At 72.4% G+C, this 17035-nt stretch carries 13 protein-coding genes; 8 read left to right on the top strand and 5 right to left on the bottom strand.

Annotated features, from left to right (window positions below; translation table 11 throughout):
* Position 1 precedes the first annotated feature (1 nt).
* From AC4PMY_RS12045 to AC4PMY_RS12030, 4 genes are all read left to right on the top strand, one after another.
* Positions 2-1315 (top strand): ABC transporter substrate-binding protein, encoded by a 1314-nt coding sequence (locus AC4PMY_RS12045; protein ID WP_491622837.1) that lies wholly within the window; start codon positions 2-4, stop codon positions 1313-1315.
* Between the two features lie 95 nt (positions 1316-1410).
* Positions 1411-2421 carry a DUF6807 domain-containing protein gene (locus tag AC4PMY_RS12040; protein WP_491622836.1) on the top strand — a complete coding sequence of 337 codons (1011 nt, stop codon included), beginning with the start codon at positions 1411-1413 and terminating at the stop codon, positions 2419-2421.
* The gene (locus tag AC4PMY_RS12035) at positions 2418-3779 is read left to right on the top strand and encodes a Gfo/Idh/MocA family protein (protein WP_064295716.1); all 1362 of its coding nucleotides are present in this window, start codon (positions 2418-2420) and stop codon (positions 3777-3779) included. Before AC4PMY_RS12040 ends, AC4PMY_RS12035 begins: the two co-directional genes overlap by 4 nt.
* A complete protein-coding gene (locus tag AC4PMY_RS12030; protein WP_064295717.1) occupies positions 3776-5197 on the top strand; it encodes a dienelactone hydrolase family protein in 1422 nt (473 codons plus the stop codon). Before AC4PMY_RS12035 ends, AC4PMY_RS12030 begins: the two co-directional genes overlap by 4 nt.
* Before the next feature lie 502 nt (positions 5198-5699).
* On the opposite strand, the gene AC4PMY_RS12025 is transcribed toward AC4PMY_RS12030, so the two are convergent.
* The 4 genes from AC4PMY_RS12025 to AC4PMY_RS12010 form a co-directional block, all read right to left on the bottom strand.
* The gene (locus AC4PMY_RS12025; protein WP_491622835.1) at positions 5700-7373 is read right to left on the bottom strand and encodes an aldehyde dehydrogenase (NADP(+)); all 1674 of its coding nucleotides are present in this window, start codon (positions 7371-7373) and stop codon (positions 5700-5702) included.
* Positions 7374-7446: 73 nt separating this feature from the next.
* Entirely contained in the window at positions 7447-8541 is a 1095-nt protein-coding gene (locus AC4PMY_RS12020; RefSeq protein WP_491622834.1) for a mandelate racemase/muconate lactonizing enzyme family protein, read from the bottom strand.
* A gap of 2 nt (positions 8542-8543) precedes the next feature.
* Positions 8544-9485 (bottom strand): 5-dehydro-4-deoxyglucarate dehydratase, encoded by a 942-nt coding sequence (locus AC4PMY_RS12015; protein ID WP_064295016.1) that lies wholly within the window; start codon positions 9483-9485, stop codon positions 8544-8546.
* Between the two features lie 14 nt (positions 9486-9499).
* Complete coding sequence (locus AC4PMY_RS12010; RefSeq protein ID WP_491622833.1) at positions 9500-10468, bottom strand: NAD-dependent epimerase/dehydratase family protein; 969 nt, start codon at positions 10466-10468, stop codon at positions 9500-9502.
* Positions 10469-10594: 126 nt separating this feature from the next.
* On the opposite strand from AC4PMY_RS12010, the gene AC4PMY_RS12005 reads away from it, so the two are divergent.
* The 4 genes from AC4PMY_RS12005 to AC4PMY_RS11990 are packed head-to-tail and all read left to right on the top strand — an operon-like array spanning position 10595 to position 15948.
* Positions 10595-12625, top strand: coding sequence for a DUF6807 family protein (locus tag AC4PMY_RS12005; protein ID WP_064295014.1), 2031 nt, complete (start codon positions 10595-10597; stop codon positions 12623-12625).
* Positions 12622-13782: a Gfo/Idh/MocA family protein gene (locus tag AC4PMY_RS12000; protein WP_491622832.1), complete on the top strand. Its 1161-nt coding sequence runs from the start codon at positions 12622-12624 to the stop codon at positions 13780-13782. Before AC4PMY_RS12005 ends, AC4PMY_RS12000 begins: the two co-directional genes overlap by 4 nt.
* Complete coding sequence (locus tag AC4PMY_RS11995) at positions 13779-14831, top strand: M24 family metallopeptidase (RefSeq protein WP_491622831.1); 1053 nt, start codon at positions 13779-13781, stop codon at positions 14829-14831. The genes AC4PMY_RS12000 and AC4PMY_RS11995 overlap by 4 nt, the downstream gene beginning before the upstream one ends.
* Positions 14832-14835: 4 nt before the next feature.
* Positions 14836-15948: a glycerate kinase gene (locus AC4PMY_RS11990; RefSeq protein WP_064295011.1), complete on the top strand. Its 1113-nt coding sequence runs from the start codon at positions 14836-14838 to the stop codon at positions 15946-15948.
* 25 nt (positions 15949-15973) lie between these two features.
* Here the strand turns inward: AC4PMY_RS11990 and AC4PMY_RS11985 are convergent, their stop codons facing one another.
* Positions 15974-17017 (bottom strand): NADPH:quinone reductase, encoded by a 1044-nt coding sequence (locus tag AC4PMY_RS11985; RefSeq protein ID WP_064295010.1) that lies wholly within the window; start codon positions 17015-17017, stop codon positions 15974-15976.
* Between the last annotated feature and the right edge of the window lie 18 nt (positions 17018-17035).

Raw genomic sequence — 17035 nt, 5'->3', positions numbered from 1 at the left:
CATGAGCATCAGCAAGCACGGCAGAGCCGCCGGCTTCATCGCGACGGGAGCCGTCGCCGCCCTCCTCCTCGCCGGCTGCAGCGCCGGGGGCGACGCCGCCACCGAACTGTCCGACGAGCCCGTCACCCTCCGCTTCACCTGGTGGGGCAACGACGCCCGCACGGCGGCCACGCAGGAGGTCATCGCGGCCTTCGAGAAGGAACACCCGAACATCACCATCGAGCCGCAGTTCACGGACTGGGCCGGCTACTGGGACAAGCTCGCCACCGAGACGGCGGCGAACGACACCCCCGACATCATCCAGATGGACGAGAAGTACATCGCCACCTACGGCGACCGCGGCGCGCTCCTCGACCTCAACACCGTGACCGATCACCTCGACCTCGGAGACTTCCCCAAGGAGACGCTGACGTCCGGCACGGTCAACGATTCGCTCTACGGCATCCCCTCGGGGATCACGAGCTATTCCATCGTCGTGAATCCGAACCTGCTCGCCGCGGCCGGCATCGAGATGCCCGACGACGAGACCTGGACCTGGGACGACTTCACCGCGCTGAGCGAGCAGGTCTCGGCAGCCGGTGGCGGATCGGTCTACGGCTTCCAGCCCTTCGGCTTCGAGGACGGTGGCCTGAACAACTGGGCCCGTCAGCACGGCGACGAGCTGTACAACGACAAGGGCGAGGTGTCCATCAAGCCGGAGACGCTCGCCTCCTGGTGGACGTACCTGCTCGAGCTCGTGAACGACGGTGCGACGCCGCCGGCGTCCGCGATCGTCGAGAAGCAGGCCGGTGGGCTCGCCGAATCCTTCACCGCGACCAACGCCGCGGCGTTCGCCCCCTGGTGGAACAGCCAGCTGACGGCCCTGACCGAGGCGAGCGGTTCGCCGCTCGAACTCCTCCGGATCCCGACCGTCGACGGTGGGGCCGACGAGTCGGCGTACTACAAGCCGTCGATGTACTGGTCGGCGTCCGCCCGGACCGAGCACCCCGCCGAGGCGGCGCTGTTCATCGACTTCCTCGCCAACAGCGAGACCGCGGCCGACTCGCTCCTCACCGAGCGCGGCGTCCCCGCCAACACGAAGATCCGCGAGTACATCACGCCGAAGCTGGCGGAGACCGACCAGGCGGTCGTCGAGTTCCTCGACGGGCTCGCCGACGACATCGGTGAGCCGCCGACCGTCACGCCCGCCGGTGGCAGCGCGATCGAGGCGCTCGTGAAGCAGTACACCGAGCAGGTCCTCTTCGCGAAGAACACGCCCGACGAGGCCGCCGAGGGGTTCATCAAGGACCTCAAGGCCGCGGTCGCAGCCGGCTGACCCGGCCACAGCCCCTCGACCGGCTCGGAGAACGACGTCCGTTCCCCGAGCCGGTCGACCGGCAGCTCCACCACCGCTTCATCCGAGGGGATCCCGTGACGACCGACCACCGCAGCCGTCCGACCGGTCTCGCGCTGACGCACGAGGTCGGTTCGGCCGTCACCGTGCATCTCGACGGGATCGACATCCTGCGGTACACCTACCGTCCGGACACGGTCCAGCGCGAGTCGCCGAAGCCGTACCTCCACCCGGTGCGCACGGCAGGTGGCGCGCTCGTGACGCTGGCCAGACCGCACGACCACGTCTGGCACACCGGGATCGCGTGGGCCCTCCCTCACGTCGGCGACGACAACTTCTGGGGCGGCCCGACCTTCACCGGGACCGCCTACGAACAACTCGCGAACAACGGCCGCTCCGAGCATGTCGCGGTCACGGACGTCCGTGCCGACCCGGGCGAGGTGCGGTTCGCACACACGCTCGCCTGGATCGCGGAGGACGGTCGGCACGTCGTCGACGAGGAGCGCGCGCTCACGGTGCGACCGGCCGCCGGGGACTGGACGCTGACCTTCGAGACCCGGATGCGCAACGTCTCCGGCCGGGACCTGTCGATCGGGTCGCCCACGACGAAGGGTCGGGAGAACGCCGGCTACGGCGGACTCTTCTGGCGCGGCCCACGATCCTTCACCGGCGGCACCCTCCACGCCCCCGACGGGAGCGGCGGTGAGGAACTCCGCGGCACCCGCCACGCGTGGATGGGGTTCACCGGCCTCCACGACGGAACGGCCGCGGCGTCGAGCATCGTCATCGTCGATGACGTCCGGAACCCCGCGCACCCGCCGCAGTGGTTCGCGCGCACCGAGGAGTTCGCCGGACTCTGCCCGGCCCCCTTCTTCAGCGAGGAGCTGCCGTTCGGAGCCGACGAGACCCTCGAGTTCCGCTACGCCGTCGTCGTCGTCGACGGTGCAGCCGGTGACGGCCGGGCTGTGGCGCTCGCCGCATCCGGTCGCGACGCACTCGAACGCTCGCGTTCGGGCCGTTCCGATCACCACGACAGCGCGCCCATCGCAACGCCCGCCGCACCGACCCGGAAGGACCCACGCGCATGACCACGACCCGCGAACGCTACGCCCTCATCGGCACCGGACACCGCTCGCAGATGTACCTCGACGCCATCGTCGGCCCGCACGCCGACGTCGCCGAGCTCGTCGCCTGGAGCGACAGCAACCCCGGCCGGCTCGACCACTACGAGGGGATCCTCGCCGAGCAGGGTGTCCCGCTGCCGGCTCGATACGGCCCGGACGACGTCGAGCGGATGATCGCCGAGCAGCGCGTCGACCGGGTGATCGTGACGACCCCCGACTTCACCCATGCCGAGATCGTCTCACGCGCGCTCCTCGCCGGTGCCGACGTCGTCGTCGAGAAGCCGCTCACCATCGACCGCGAGGGCGTCGAGCGCATCGCGGCGGCCGTCGCCGAGAGCGGCCGGAACGTCGTCACGACCTTCAACTACCGCTACAGTCCGCGGAACTCGGAGCTGCGCCGCATCGTGCAGGACGGTGGGATCGGACGGGTGACGGGCGTGCACTTCGAGTGGGTGCTCGACACCGTGCACGGCGCCGACTACTTCCGCCGCTGGCACCGTGAGAAGGAGCATTCCGGCGGCCTCCTCATCCACAAGGCGTCGCACCACTTCGACCTCGTCAACTGGTGGATCGGGGCTCGGCCGGCCTCCGTCTACGCCACCGGCGGCCTCCGCTTCTACGGCGATGCCAACGCGGCCGAGCGCGGGCTCGCGGCGCGTCCGGGGCGTGGATCGGTGCCGGACGACGCCGAGGCGGCGGCTCGCGATCGCCCGAACGACCCGTTCGCCCTCGACCTGCGTGACGACCCGCGGCTCGAGTCGCTCTACCTGCGGGCCGAGCAGCACGACGGATACCTGCGCGACCGCGACGTCTTCTCGCCCGGAATCGACATCGAGGACAACCTGTCCGTCCTCGTCGAGTACGACGGGGGCGCCTCGCTCAGCTACTCCCTGAACGCCCACGCGCCGTGGGAGGGGTACCGCGTCTCCATCAACGGGACGGAGGGCAGGGTCGAGCTCGAGGTCGTGGAGCGCGCCGCCGTGCTCGTCGGGGCCGACGGGCGCGTCGTCCTCGACCCGAGCCTGAGCGGCGACGGCGAGACCGCGGACGGCGCCGCGTCCGTCGCGCCGGTGCGTTCGCGCGGAGAGCGCCTCGTGCTGCAACGCCACTGGGAGGAGGCCCGCGAGATCGAGATCCCCGAGGGCGTCGGCGGACACGGCGGCGGCGACGCGTTCCTGCTGCGGCACCTCTTCGACCGCGTCACCGAGGACGAACTGGGACGGCCTGCCGGCTACGACGACGGTGTGCGGGCGATCTCGGTCGGCATCGCCGGGAACGAGTCGCTGCTGACCGGGCGTCCGGTCGCGACGATCGCGCCGTGAGCTGCGGCCCGGAGGCCGGCTCCGGCGCCGACTCGGACGTCGGGTCGATCCCGGCCGCTGAGCGGGTGACCGAGGCCGCCCAGATCGCTGAGTCTGTCCCGGCCGCTGAGTCTGTCCCGGTCGCCGGACCCCTCCCGGTCACCGAGCCCGTTCCGGTCACTGAGCCTGTCGAAGTGCGCCCGACGACCGCCCCATCCTCGCCCGACGAGGGTGTCGACGTGCGCGCCAGGTCGTTCGCACCTCCACCCGGCCGCGACCCCGGTCTGCGGGCGCTCGCCGCCCGGTTCAGAGAGTCGATCCGGGGCATCAGTACCGCAGACGGATCGCTCGACACCACGCGCACGCGCCTCGCCGAAGTCCTCGGTGTGCTCCCGCGACCGGTGCAGCCCGAGCCGCCCGCGGAGCTCTCCCGCTGGACCCGTGACGGCGTCGACGGGGTCGAACTCCGCTGGTCGACCGGGTTCGGTGCACCGACGTCGGCGTGGCTCCTGCGTCCGGCCGGCGAGACGGGCCCGCTCACGGGCGCGCTGGCGCTGCACGACCATGGCGGCTTCACGCGCGTCGGACGGGAGAAGCTCGCGGACGGACCCGACGGTGTCCCTGCCACGACGTCCGTGTCACGGGAGGAGTTGCAGGCGTTCCGCGACCGCTACTACGGAGGCCGCGCCGTCGCGTCCGACCTCGCGCGCGACGGGTTCGCCGTGCTCGTGCACGACGCGTTCGGGTGGGGATCACGGCGGATCCCGGACGAGGCCGTCGCCGAACGCTTCCATCGGACCGTCGACCTGCAGCTCGCCGGCCGTCGGTTCGCGTCGGTGCAGCGCGGGGAGCAGCCCGCGGCGGTGTCGCCCGGACAGCGGTCCGAGCTTCTCGCAGGGGCCAACGAGCCGCAGCTCGCGAAGGAGCTGGGCGTCCTGGGCACGTCGCTCGCCGGTCTCGTCCTCCGCGACGACCTCATCGCGCTCGATCAGCTGGCGGCCGCGCCCGGGGTCCGTTCCGGAGCCGTCTCGTGCTTCGGTCTCTCCGGCGGCGGTGCCCGGGCCGTTCTGCTCGCAGCCATGGACGACCGGATCCGCGCTGCCGGCGTGGTCGCGATGATGTCGACGTTCGATGGGGTGCTCGACGGGCATGCCGATCAGCACTCGTGGACGTTCCTGTCATCAGGACTGTCACGGGTCGGCGACTGGCCGGAGCTCGCATCCCTGCGCCCCCGTTTGCCGCTCCTCGTCCAGTACGCCGAGCGCGACGAGCTCTTCGAGCCGGTCGGCATGCGTGATGCCCACGCGATGCTCACTGAGCGGTACCGGTCCGGTGGCGAGCGCTCGGCCTACACGGGCACGTTCCATGACGAACCGCACAGCTGGTCGACACCGATGCAGGCCGAGCTGCGCGCCTGGCTTGCCGCCGCCCTCGCCTGACCGGCCCTGGTCCCGTCCCCAACTCAGGACATGTCCGGTGTGTCGTGCCCGGGCTGGGGCGGCGCACCGGGGGAGTCCTGAGTTGGGGACGGTGGTCGCGGTGTTCGCAATTCAGGATGGTTGCGGTGTGTCGGGCCCGGGGCGGGTGCTGTGGTGGGTGGCGCGCCGGGTGGGTCCTGAGTTGTGAACGTGGGTGGGTGTGGGTGGTGGGATGTTCCCTTCTCAGGAGATGTCCGGTGTGTCGGGGCTGGGCTGGGGCGGCGCGCCGGGGGAGTCCTGAGTTGGGGACGGTGGTTTCGGTGTTCGCAATTCAGGACGGGTGCGGCGTGTTGGGATGTGGGACGGGCCTGGCCGGGGTGGCGCGCCGGGTGTGTCCTGAGTTGTGAACAGGGGTGGGTGTGGGTGGTGGGGTGTCCCCTTCTCAGGAGATGTCCGGTGTGTCGGGGCTGGGCTGGGGCGGCGCGCCGGGGGAGTCCTGAGTTGGGGACGGACAGGACGGCGCTCAGGCGCGGGCTGCGGCGGGGAGCTCCAGGACGCCGTCGACGCGGCGGGGGAGACGGAGCGGATTCACCTCGTGCAGGGCCTCGGGGAGCACACGCTCGGGGGCGTCCTGGTAGACGATCGGACGCTGGAAGCGGCGCACCGCCGACGCACCCACCGAGGTGTGGAGCGAGGTCGTCGCCGGCCACGGTCCGCCATGGTGCTGTGCCCAACCCACAGCGACACCTGTCGGCCAGCCCCCGAAGAGTACCCGGCCGGCGATCGGCTCGAGCCGCGACACGAGACCGGCGATGTCCTCACCGGGCGCCGCGTGCACGGTCGCCGTGAGCGCGCCACCGACCTCGGCCAGGACCGCGTGCAGCTCGGCGTCGTCCGCGACCTCGATGACGAGCGTCGCCGGCCCGAAGATCTCCTCGAGCAGGACGTCGGGCGCGTCGAGGACCGTCACGGCGGTGGTCGCGAGGACGGTCGGAACGCCGGAATCGGCAGCCGCCGTCCCGCCGCCGAGGAGCGTCCGCACCCCGGGATGACCGGCGGCGCGAGCGGTGCCCGCGGCGTACGCCTCGGCGATGCCCGGCGTCAGCATGCGCCCGGCGACGGTGTCCGCCGCGGCCTGCGCGACGAGCTCGGCGAACCCGCTGCCGCTCGGCACGAGCACGAGCCCGGGGTTCGTGCAGAACTGCCCCACACCGAGGGTGAACGACGCCGCCAGTCCGCGCGCGAGTTCACCTGCTGCCTCGCCCTGCAGCGCGGCCTCGGTGATGACGACGGGGTTCGTGCTGCCGAGCTCGCCGTAGAACGGGATCGGGGCCGGCCGCTGCGACGCGAGGTCGAACAGAGTGCGCCCGCCGGCGAGTGAGCCGGTGAACCCGACCGCGGTGATCGCCGGGTGCTGCACGAGGGCGGTGCCCTGCTCACGACCCTCGACGAGAGCGAACGTGCCCTCCGGAGCACCCGCTGTGCGCAACGCCTCGACGACGATCGCCGCGGTCAGCCGGGAGAGTCGCGGGTGGGCGGAGTGCGCTTTGACGATGACCGGACATCCGGCCGCCAGCGCCGACGCAGTGTCACCGCCGGCGACCGAGAACGCGAACGGGAAGTTGGACGCGCTGAAGACCGCGACCGGCCCCGTCGGCCGGAGCATGCGTCGCAGCTCCGGCTTGGGCGGGGTGGCGGAGGCATCGGCGTGGTCGATGACGACCTCGAGGAATGCGCCGTCGCGGAGGACAGCGGCGAACAGCCGCAGCTGGCCCGTCGTCCGCGCGACCTCGCCCGTGAGGCGCGCGGTCCCGAGGTGGGACTCCTCGTCGGCGAGTGCGACGAGCTCGTCGACCCGGGTGTCGAGGGCGTCGGCGACGGCCTCGAGCCAGGCGGCGCGGGTCGAGGGCGCGGTGGATGCGAGCTCGGAGGAGGCCGCACCTGCTGCCGCGGCGACCTCGTCGACGGTCGGAACGGCGGCACGTCTCGCATCGGACGCGGCGTCGCCAGTGTGACCTGCGGGCGTGACGGTGTCGCCGCCGTGGCCCACGCTGCTGCTGCTGCTGCTGCTGCTGCTGCCGTTTCCGCTGCCGTCGGCGTCGTCGATACGTCCGCGGACGCTGTCCGAATCGTCGGTGCGCGCCCTGGCGGGGGTGGTGCGGTCGATCGTGCCAGTGCTGTGGTCGGTGTCGTGCATGGTGATGACTCCTCGGGAATGCGGATGCGGCTGGTGGAGATCGGGCGGGTGGCGGATCGGGCGGCGGACGGGGTCAGTGCGGGACGGGAGCGCTCTCGGCGATCCGGTCGCGGATCACGAAGCCGAGGCCCGGTCGCTGCTCGACCTGCACCAGGCCCCCGGCGATGGTGACCGGCCCGGGCGGGTCGATGGCGCCGATCGCCACGAAGCCCGCGTCCTCGACGTCCTCGACCTCGGTGACCTGCGGGAGGGCGAGGGCGAGCTGCCCGGAGAGGTCGGGGAGCAGGTGCGGGGCGAGCGTCAGCCCGGCGTCGTCGACGAGCGCGGCGATCGCGAGGAAGGGGGTGATGCCGCCGACGCGCACGACGTTCGGTTGCAGGACGTCGGCGACGCCACGGTCGACGAGGTCGCGGAACCGGTGGATCGTGTGCACGTTCTCGCCTAGCGCGATCGGGATGTCGGTCGCCTGGCGCAGCCGTTCGTACCCCGCGGTGTCGTCGGAGCGCAGCGGCTCCTCGATCCACGCCGGGTCGACGACGCCGAGCCGTTCCAGGGACGAGACCGCGCGGTCGACGTCCCAGCGCTGGTTCGCGTCGATCATGAGCCGGCGGTCCGGTCCGAGCAGTTCGCGCACCATCGTCACGCGGTCGACGTCCTCGGCGAGGTCTGGCTTGCCGACCTTGATCTTGACGGCGTCGTAGCCCGCCGCGATCCACCGCTCGACCTGCGCGGCGAGCGAGGCGGCGTCGAGGTGGAGGTTGACGCCGCTGCCGTACGCCCGGACCGTGTCGCGTCGGCGACCGAGGAGGTCGGAGAGCCCGAGACCGGCCCGTCGCCCACGGAGGTCCCAGAGCGCGGTGTCGAGCCCGGCGAGCGCGATCGTGGTGATCCCGCCACCACCGGCCTCGTGTAGATGCGTCCACAGCCGGGGCCAGAGCGATTCGGGGTCGGTCGTCGATCCGAGGGCGGCGGCCGCGATGTCGTCGTCGAGCAGCGCGCGGACGGCCGTCGCTCCGATCGTCGGTGTCCACGTGAAGCCCGAGCCGGTCGCCCCCTCGTCGTCGACGACGTCCACGCGGATGAGATGCAGCCACGGCGCCTCGGGCACCCAGGGGCGTGGCATGGTGAACCGGCCGAGCGAGGTGGTGATGGAGGCGATCCCCGGCATCGTCAGCGTCCTGCGACCAGGGTCGCGTGCTCGGCGACGAGGTCGGCGCCGGTCGCGAGCAGCGCCTCCAGGCCCTCGGTCTGCTCGGGGGTCGGATCGACGAAGGGCGATCGCACGGAACCGACCGGCAGACCGCCGAGCCGGACGCCGGCCTTGATGAGCGACACGGCGAAGCCGGGGGTCTCATCGCGGAGGGCCACCAATGGACGGTAGAACTCGCGCAGCAGGCGTTCTCGGAGCGGCTCGTCGTGCTCGGTGTACGCGCGGTAGAACAGCGTCGCGAGCTCCGGCAGCATGGCGAAGACGGCCGAGGAGTAGAGCGGGATGCCGATGCCGCGGTAGGCGGCCTGCGTGAGCTCGGCGGTGAGGAGGCCGTTGAAGAAGGCGAAGTCGTCTCGGCCCTCCTCGTGCACCGCCAGCACGATGTCCTGGGCGGCCGCGACGTCGCCGACGCCGTCCTTGAAGCCGACGACCTGCGGGTTGCGCGCGAGGTGGCGCATCGTCGCCGTCGTGTAGCGGGCGTTGTTCCGGTGGTAGACGATCGCCGGGAGGCTCGTCGCCGAGAGGACGTCCTCGACGTACGCCTGCAGTCCGGCCGCCGGCCCGGAGACGAGGTACGGCGGCATGAGCAGGATCGCGTCGGCTCCCGCCTCCTCGGCCGCCGCGGCGAGTTCCTTCGCGGTCGCCACGCCTCCTCCGGCGCCACCGATGACCGGGACGGCGCCGTCGACGACCTCGACGGTCCGCCGGACGACGCGGGCGGCCTCCGACGGCGACATCGCGTGCAGCTCGCCGGTGCCGCAGGCGGGGAACACCCCTCCGGGGCGGTGTTCGAGTCGCGACTCGAGGTGGGTGCCGAGGAGCCCCAGGTCGACCTCGCCCGCGGCGTCGAAGGGGGTGATCGGGAAGTACAGGACGCCGTCGAAGGCGAGCGGTGCTGGCATGGTGGAGGTCCTCGTCATCGTGGGGCTGGGGCTGGAACAGGAATGGTGGCCGGCCGGCCGGTGTCGGCGGCGAGCAGATCGGTGAGCCTGGCCGCCTCGGCGGGGCTGAGCACGGATCGCCAGTCGTGCTCCGGCCGCCACCCGAGGTGGGCGGTGGCCTTCGCGCTGCTGAAGGCGGCGGCTCGGTCGACGAGTCCGTCGGCGAATCCGGCGGTGCTCGGGACGTGAGCGGGCAGCAGGGTGGACAGGGGCGTGAGGGCAAGTGCGTCGTCGGCACCGACGAAGTAGATCTCACCGGAGTGCCGGGCTTCCGCGCGATCGATCCAGGCGGCGACGAAGCGACCTGCGTCGCGCGCGTCCACGTAGTTGTACAGGGACACGGCTGCGAGGGCGGGATCGGCGAGCCGGTCGACGATGGTGTGCCCCTGCTGCGTCGGTGCGCCCTCCCACTCCTCCGGGGAGACGACGAAGCACGGCCGGAAGGCGCCGGTCACGACGGCGTCGCCGTGGGCTCGGGCGAGCATCGCGACCGTCGACTCGATCGCGACCTTCGACAGCGCGTAGGCGTTCCACGGGGCGACCCGGTGCTCCTCGGTGATGGGGAGCGCCTCGGGCGTCCACCCGTGCGGGGCGCCGTAGCCGATGACGGTCGGGCTGCTCGCGGCCAGTAGCCGGGTGGCTCCGGCGGCGATCCCCGCGGTGAGGGCGGTGAAGGCGAGCGTCTGGTTGGTCGAGAGGATGACGTGCTCCGGCGCGCTGAAGGGCACGGCGATCGCCGCCAGGTGCACGACCGCGTCGGGCCGCAGGGCGGCGAAAAGCTCATGGGTGGCGTCGTGGTCGAGGAGGTCCGCGGTCCGGCCCTCGACGCCGGGGATCCCGGGGTCGGTCCGATCGACGGAGACGACCTCGTGGCCTGCTTCGGTGAGGGAGCTCGCGACGCTCCGCCCGAGTCGTCCTGCGCCGCCGGTGACGATGATGCGCATCGGTGTCCTCTCTGACCACGTCCGGGTCGACCAGGCCGACCGCGTCGACCAAGAAACCGGTTTCTCGGGGTGAGCCTATAGGATGATTGACGACGGCACCACCCATGACGAGTTGGACGAGGACGAATGAGCAACCGGTTCCCCACTGCTGGCCCGACGCCGACGATCTCGGACGTCGCCGTGCAGGCGGGCGTCTCGAAGGCCACCGTGTCGCGCGTGCTCAACGGCAAGGCCACCGTCGACGCGGCGATCGCCGACCGCGTCCTCGCCGCAGTCGACGCCCTCGGCTATCGGCCGAGCATGCTGGCCCGAAGCTTGTCGCTCGGCCGCACGAACACCATCGGGGTGGTCGTGCCCGACCTCGAGAACCCGATGTTCCAGGAGATCCTGCGCGGGGTCACCCGGGCCGCGGCAGCCGACGGCTACCGCGTCCTCGTGACCGACACCGAGGAGGACCCGGCCGACGAGGCGGCGGCGGCCCGCGAAGCCCGTCGTCGCTGCGACGCGATCGTCCTCTGCTCACCCCGCCTGGCCGAGCCGGAGCTTCGAGCGCTACTCGCGGAGCTGCACCCGGTCGTGCTCGTCAACCGCGAGCTCGCCGACTCGCCCGTTCCATCGGTGTCCATCGACTACGCGAGCGGCATGGAGCAGGTGCTCGCCGAGCTGCACGCACTCGGGCACCGGCACATCCTGTACCTCGCGGGGCCCGCCGCGAGCCAGGGCGATCGCCTCCGACGGGTCGGTATCGCCCGTGCCCGCTCGGACCTCGGCGATCTTTCCGTCGACATCGTGACGGCCGGCTCTGCGCTGGTTGACGGCGCGGCGGTCGTCGAGACGGTGGTGCAGCACGACGCGACCGCCGTCGTCGCCTTCAACGACCTCGTCGCCCTCGGGCTCGTCTCGGCGCTCCGCGGTGCCGGTGTGTCCGTCCCCTCGGCGCTCAGTGTGGTCGGCTTCGACGACATCCCGTTCGCGGCGTTCGCGGTGCCTGCGCTCAGCACGGTGTCCGTCCCGCGGCGCGAGCTCGGTGCCGAGGCGTGGAGCAGACTGCGCGACACCATCGGCGGCGCGGACGGTGGACACCCGCTCGTCTTCCGACCGCGGTTCGTCGCCCGGGAGAGCACCGCAGCGCGCCCGGCCGCGAGTCCAACGGTCTGGCACGGAACCAAGCAGCACCCCACGTCACCGGAGCCGACCGCCCGGCTCGGCGACCGCGAGGTCCTCGTCCTCCACGACGGCAGCGACCTCGGACCGACCGACGCCCCGCGACCGTTCGCACACCCCGTCACCTCGCTCGGCGGGACCGTCGTCACCGAATCCGCTCCCGACGACCACCCCCACCATGTCGGTCTCTCGATGGCCGTCGCCGACGTCGACGGTGTCTCGTACTGGGGCGGTCGCACCTACGTCGCCGGGCAGGGGTCGACGATGCTCGACAACCACGGTGCCCAGCGCGTCACCGAGACCGAGGTGGACGCCGGTGTGCTGCGTCAGTCGCTCGACTGGGTCGGGCGCGACGGGACGACGCAGCTGCGGGAGTCGCGCAGCACGGTCGTCGAGGCGTTCGCCCTGCCCGGATCCGATGTCGGGAGCGGGAGGTCGGCGCTCCGCGTCGCCGTCTCCAGCGTCCTCCACACGGCGGGATCGACGGTGACGATCGGATCGCCGGCCACGAACGGTCGTGAGGGCGCCGGGTATGGCGGATGGTTCTGGCGGCTGCCCGCGGACGCCGGACGGTCCGTCCTCAGCGCGGAGGGGCCAGGGGAGTCGACCGCGCACGGCTCCCGTGCGGCGTGGGTCGCCTTCGTCCTCGACGCCGACGGGAGCGCCGACCCGGAGACGGGTGACGCGGCCGAGTCCGCCCCGACGCCGGCTCGACGCCCCACGACCGTCCTGTTCCGACAGCCCGCAGCGAACCCCTTCCCCTGGTTCGTCCGTGCGGCCGAGTACCCGGGAGTCGGGGTCTCGCTCGCCGCCACCAGCCGCACCACCATCACCGCCGACACCCCGCTCGTCACCGGTCTGGAGGCGGTCGTCGTCGACGGCGCCCTGGACTCGGAACAGGCGGACGCCATCCACCGCGCGCTCCTCACCGCCGAGGAACGCCGCACCGAACCGCGCAGCACCGAACCGCGCAGCACAGGGAGTGACGCATGACCAGCACCGACCACACCACCGTCCCGACCGTCGTGGTCGTCGGGATCCACGGCCATGGCGCCAGCCACGTGGCGGCAGCCAGGGCGCTCGCCGCGACCGGCGCGATCCGCCTCGTCGGCCTCGTCGACCGGACCTTCACCGAGGAGGACCGCGCCGCCGGGGACGCACCACTCCGCGGTTCGCTCGAGGAGTGCTTCGCCGACGGCCGGGTGGACGTGGTCATCCTCTCGACGCCGATCCACACGCATCTGGACCTCGCCGTCACCGCGCTCGAGCACGGCGCCGACGTCCTGCTCGAGAAGCCGCCGGTGACCTCGAACGACGAACTCGATCGGTTGCAGGCCACCGCCGCCCGGACCGGCGGGCTCGTGGAGGTCGGGTTCCAGAGTCTCGGATCGCACGCGATCGGCGAGATCGCGGCCATCGTCGACAGCGGGGAGATCGGGGCCGTGACAGCGCTCGAGGCGAGGGGCACCTGGGTCCGCACCGTCGGGTACTGGACGCGTGCCGCGTGGTCGGGCAGGCGCTCGCTCGACGGTGTGCCCGTCGTGGACGGTGTCGTCACCAACCCTCTCGCGCACGCGGTCCAGACCATGCTGCGGCTCGGCGGTACGACCGACCGTGCGGCGATCGCCACCATCGACCTCGATCAGTACCGGGCCAACGACATCGAGGCCGACGACACCTCGGTCGTCCGCATCACCCCACAGCGCGGTCCGGTCATGACGGCGGCGCTCACCCTGTGCGCGCAGGCGACGACCGACCCGGTGGTCACGGTGCACGGGGAGCTCGGCTCGATCCGGTTCCACTACACGCGCGACGAGGTCGAGGTGGTCGTCGACGGCGTCACCCGGCGACGCTGGACCACAGGCCGGACCGAGCTGCTCCCCGACCTCCTCCGCGCGCGCGAGGCGGTCCGGGCGGGTCAGGACGCCGCACTCGTCAGCTCCCTGGCCGACGCGTCCGCCTTCACCGCCGTCCTCGACGCGGTCCGATCGGCCCCAGCGCCGCACCCCATCCCCGCTGATCTCGTCGAGTGGTTCGGGACGGGCGACGAGCGCCGCCCGGTGATCCCGAGAATCGAGGAGCTCGTCGCCGAAGCGGCCGCCACCGGCAGCACCTTCGCCGAACTCGGGGCCGATTGGGCCCGGCGATGAACGACGAGCGACCCGGGCCGGACGAGGGCGACCGCCGGCGCAAGCACGCCCGGCTCGTGTCGCTCCTGGAGGCCCGCGGAGCAGGCACGATCGTGCTGCGGTCCGCCGCCGCGGTCAGCTGGTACCTCGACGGCTCGCGCGTCCATGTGAGTCTTGCGGCCGACCCGATCGTCGCGGTCGTGGTCTCGCCGGGCGACGCGTGGCTCGTCGCGACCTCCAACGAGGTGGACCGGCTGCAGGCCGAGGAGCTGCCCGACATCCGCGTTCGGACGGTGCCGTGGCATACGCCGATCGACACGGTGCTGCCGAGCGGGGACGGGGTGCTGCAGGAGGCCGACGTCGCCGCCGAGCTTCGGGCGGCGCGTGCGTCGCTCCTCCCTGCCGAACTCTCGCGGTTCCGTTCGCTCGGGCGGGCGACGACGTCGGCGCTCGAGACGCTCGTCGACGAGGTCGCTCCTGACTGGACGGAACGCGAGGTCGCCGCGGACCTCGCCGGGCGCCTCGTCGCGGCCGGGATCGACCCACTCGTCCTCCTCGTCGCCGGGGAGGACAGACTCGCCCATCGGCACCCGCTGCCGACCGAGGGGCGACTCGGTTCCCGGGCCATGGTCGTCGCCTGCGGCCGCCGCGACGGGCTCATCGTGAACCTCACGCGGTGGTTCGACGAGGGCGGCACCCCGGCCGAGCCGTTCGCCAGGGGCATGCAGCGCATCCGGGCCGTCGAACGTGCCTATCTCGACGCCACCGTGCCGGGTGCCTCGCTCGCCGACATCCTCCGGACGGGGAGTGCCGCTTACGCCGAGCAGGGCTTCGACGTCGAGGAGTGGACGAAACACCATCAGGGCGGTGCGGCCGGCTACGCGGGACGCGATCCGCGCGCCACGCCTGAGGCGAGCGACGTCGTCCAGCCCTGGCAGGCGTTCGCCTGGAACCCGACCGCCCGCGGCGTGAAGGTCGAGGACACCGTCGTGGTCACGCCGGACGGTGTCGAGGTGCTGACGACGAGCTCGGCCTCGACCCACCAGATCCCGTCCACCATGGGAGGCTGAAGACATGACCCAGCACATCGTCATCGCACCGGACTCGTTCAAGGGCACGGCGACCGCCGCGCAGGTCGCCGAGGCGATCGCCGACGGGTGGCGGACCGTCCGGCCGGATGACCTCCTGCAGTCGCTTCCCATGGCCGACGGCGGCGAGGGCACGCTCGACGCATTCGCGGCCGCCGTGCCTGGAGCGCGTCGGCACCCGATCACGGTCACCGGCCCGGTCGGCGACCCGGTGGACGCCGAATGGCTCGAGTTGCCCGACGGCTCCGCGGTCGTGGAACTGGCGCAGACGAGCGGGCTGACCCTCCTCGACCCCCTACAGCCGTTCGCAGCGCACACCGTCGGCTTCGGCGAGGCCATCGCAGCCGCCCTCGACCACGGTGCGCGACGACTGCTGCTCGCGATCGGCGGAAGCTCCAGCACGGACGGTGGAGCCGGACTCCTGTCCGCGCTGGGCGCCCGGTTGATCGACGCCGACGGCGGTTCGACGGCGCACGGCAATGCGGGGCTGGCGACCCTGGACCGGATCGACACCACCGGCCTCCGCGCGCTGCCGGCCGACGGTGCGGTCATCCTCAGCGACGTGACCAACCCGCTGCTCGGCGACCGCGGCGCCGCAGCGGTGTTCGGACCGCAGAAGGGGGCAGACGCGACGGACGTCCCCGTCCTCGACGCGAACCTCGCGCGGTTCGCGCGTCGAGCCCAGGACGCCTTCGGCCAGGACCTCGCTGACGCGGCAGCGGTCGAACCCGGCGCCGGTGCCGCGGGCGGTGCGGGCTTCGGCCTCCTCGTGTGGGGCGCCACCGCCACCTCGGGCGCGGGTGGTGTCGGTGAGGCGATCGCCCTCACGGAGGCGGCCGCCGCGGCGTCGATCGTGATCACGGGCGAGGGCCGCTTCGACGACCAGACGGCCGACGGCAAGGTCGCCTCCTGGGTCGCCGGGCTCGCGGCGGACCGGACCATGCTCGTCGCCGGGGCGATCCAGGCGCCCACCGAGGGGATCTTCCTCGCGGCGGCTTCGCTCACGGAGCTGGCCGGCGGCGTCGAGGCGGCGATGGCCGAACCGCTCGTCCACCTGCGCGCGGCAGGGGCGGCACTGGCCACCCAGTACCGCCCCTGATCACGTCACCCGGCGGTGACGTACGTCATGCGGTGACGTCGATGAGGACCTTCCCGACCGTGTCGTCCTCGACGGCGGCGTGGGCCGCAGCCGTCTCGGCGAGCGGGAACACCGTGAGCGCCAGACCGTGGTCTTCGCCGACGTGGAGCGCGCCGTCCTCGATCGCGGCGGTGATGTCCTCAGCGGCGGCGTGGAGCGCGGCGTCGCCGACCGTGTAGAGCAGCATGAACTGGAGCCGCGTGTTGAGCCCCATGTGCGGACGGATGTCGAGCGTGATCGAGTCACCGCCGTTGTTCGCGTAGCTGACGACCGTGCCGCGCGGGGCGAGGACCGCCTGGTCGAGGGGGAGGTTCTGCGCGATCGCGACCTCCACGACGAGGTCGACGCCGTCAGGCGCCACCTCGCGGATCGCCGCGGCGGTGTCGCCCTCGCGGTAGTTCACGACGTGGTGCGCTCCCGCGGCGGTCGCGAGGCGGGCCTTCTCGTCGCTGCTGATGGTGGTGATGACCGTCGCGCCGGCCCAGCGCGCGAGCTGGATCGCGGCATTGCCGACGGCGCCGGCGCCACCCTGGACGAGGACCGTCCGACCGTCGAGGGCACCGGGGGTGAGGCGGGTCGGACCATCCTGCGCGACGGTGAGTGCACGGTGCGCGGTCATCGCGGGGACACCGAGGCTGGCGCCGAGTTCGAAGGACGCGGCGTCGGGCAGGGGGACCACACGGGAGGCGGGCTGGACCGTGAACTCCTGGGCCGTGCCCAGCGGGCTCTCGTGTGCAGCGAGGTACACCCAGACGCGGTCGCCGACGGCGAAGGTGGTCGTGGTCGCCGCGTCGCCGGCAGCGGGGCCGACCGCGTCGATGACGCCGGCACCGTCGAGGTTCGGGACGACCTCAGGGAAGGGCATGCCACCCGAGGGGCCGCCGCCGCGCCTCGTCTTCCAGTCGGTCGGGTTGACGCCGGAGAACGCGAGCTTGACACGGACCTCGCCGGGGCCGGGCTCGGGGAGCTCGCGCTCGACGAGGTGGAGGACGGACGGGTCACCGTTGGTGGAGTAGACGATCGATCGCATACCGTCGCCAACGTCTCC

It is taken from the genome of Plantibacter sp. MDV22-iso1, assembly GCF_058408345.1.
The sequence above is the reverse complement of the archived record's forward strand: the minus strand, read 5'-3'. Positions and strand labels throughout refer to the sequence as shown.

Coding starts and splice junctions, on each gene's coding strand:
- AC4PMY_RS12045 (WP_491622837.1), top strand. CDS start 2: ATGAGCATCAGCAAGCACGGCAGAGCCGCCGGCTTCATCGCGACGGGA.
- AC4PMY_RS12035 (WP_064295716.1), top strand. CDS start 2,418: ATGACCACGACCCGCGAACGCTACGCCCTCATCGGCACCGGACACCGC.
- AC4PMY_RS12025 (WP_491622835.1), bottom strand. CDS start 7,373: ATGCACGACACCGACCACAGCACTGGCACGATCGACCGCACCACCCCC.
- AC4PMY_RS12020 (WP_491622834.1), bottom strand. CDS start 8,541: ATGCCGGGGATCGCCTCCATCACCACCTCGCTCGGCCGGTTCACCATG.
- AC4PMY_RS12015 (WP_064295016.1), bottom strand. CDS start 9,485: ATGCCAGCACCGCTCGCCTTCGACGGCGTCCTGTACTTCCCGATCACC.
- AC4PMY_RS12010 (WP_491622833.1), bottom strand. CDS start 10,468: ATGCGCATCATCGTCACCGGCGGCGCAGGACGACTCGGGCGGAGCGTC.
- AC4PMY_RS12005 (WP_064295014.1), top strand. CDS start 10,595: ATGAGCAACCGGTTCCCCACTGCTGGCCCGACGCCGACGATCTCGGAC.
- AC4PMY_RS12000 (WP_491622832.1), top strand. CDS start 12,622: ATGACCAGCACCGACCACACCACCGTCCCGACCGTCGTGGTCGTCGGG.
- AC4PMY_RS11995 (WP_491622831.1), top strand. CDS start 13,779: ATGAACGACGAGCGACCCGGGCCGGACGAGGGCGACCGCCGGCGCAAG.
- AC4PMY_RS11990 (WP_064295011.1), top strand. CDS start 14,836: ATGACCCAGCACATCGTCATCGCACCGGACTCGTTCAAGGGCACGGCG.
- AC4PMY_RS11985 (WP_064295010.1), bottom strand. CDS start 17,017: ATGCGATCGATCGTCTACTCCACCAACGGTGACCCGTCCGTCCTCCAC.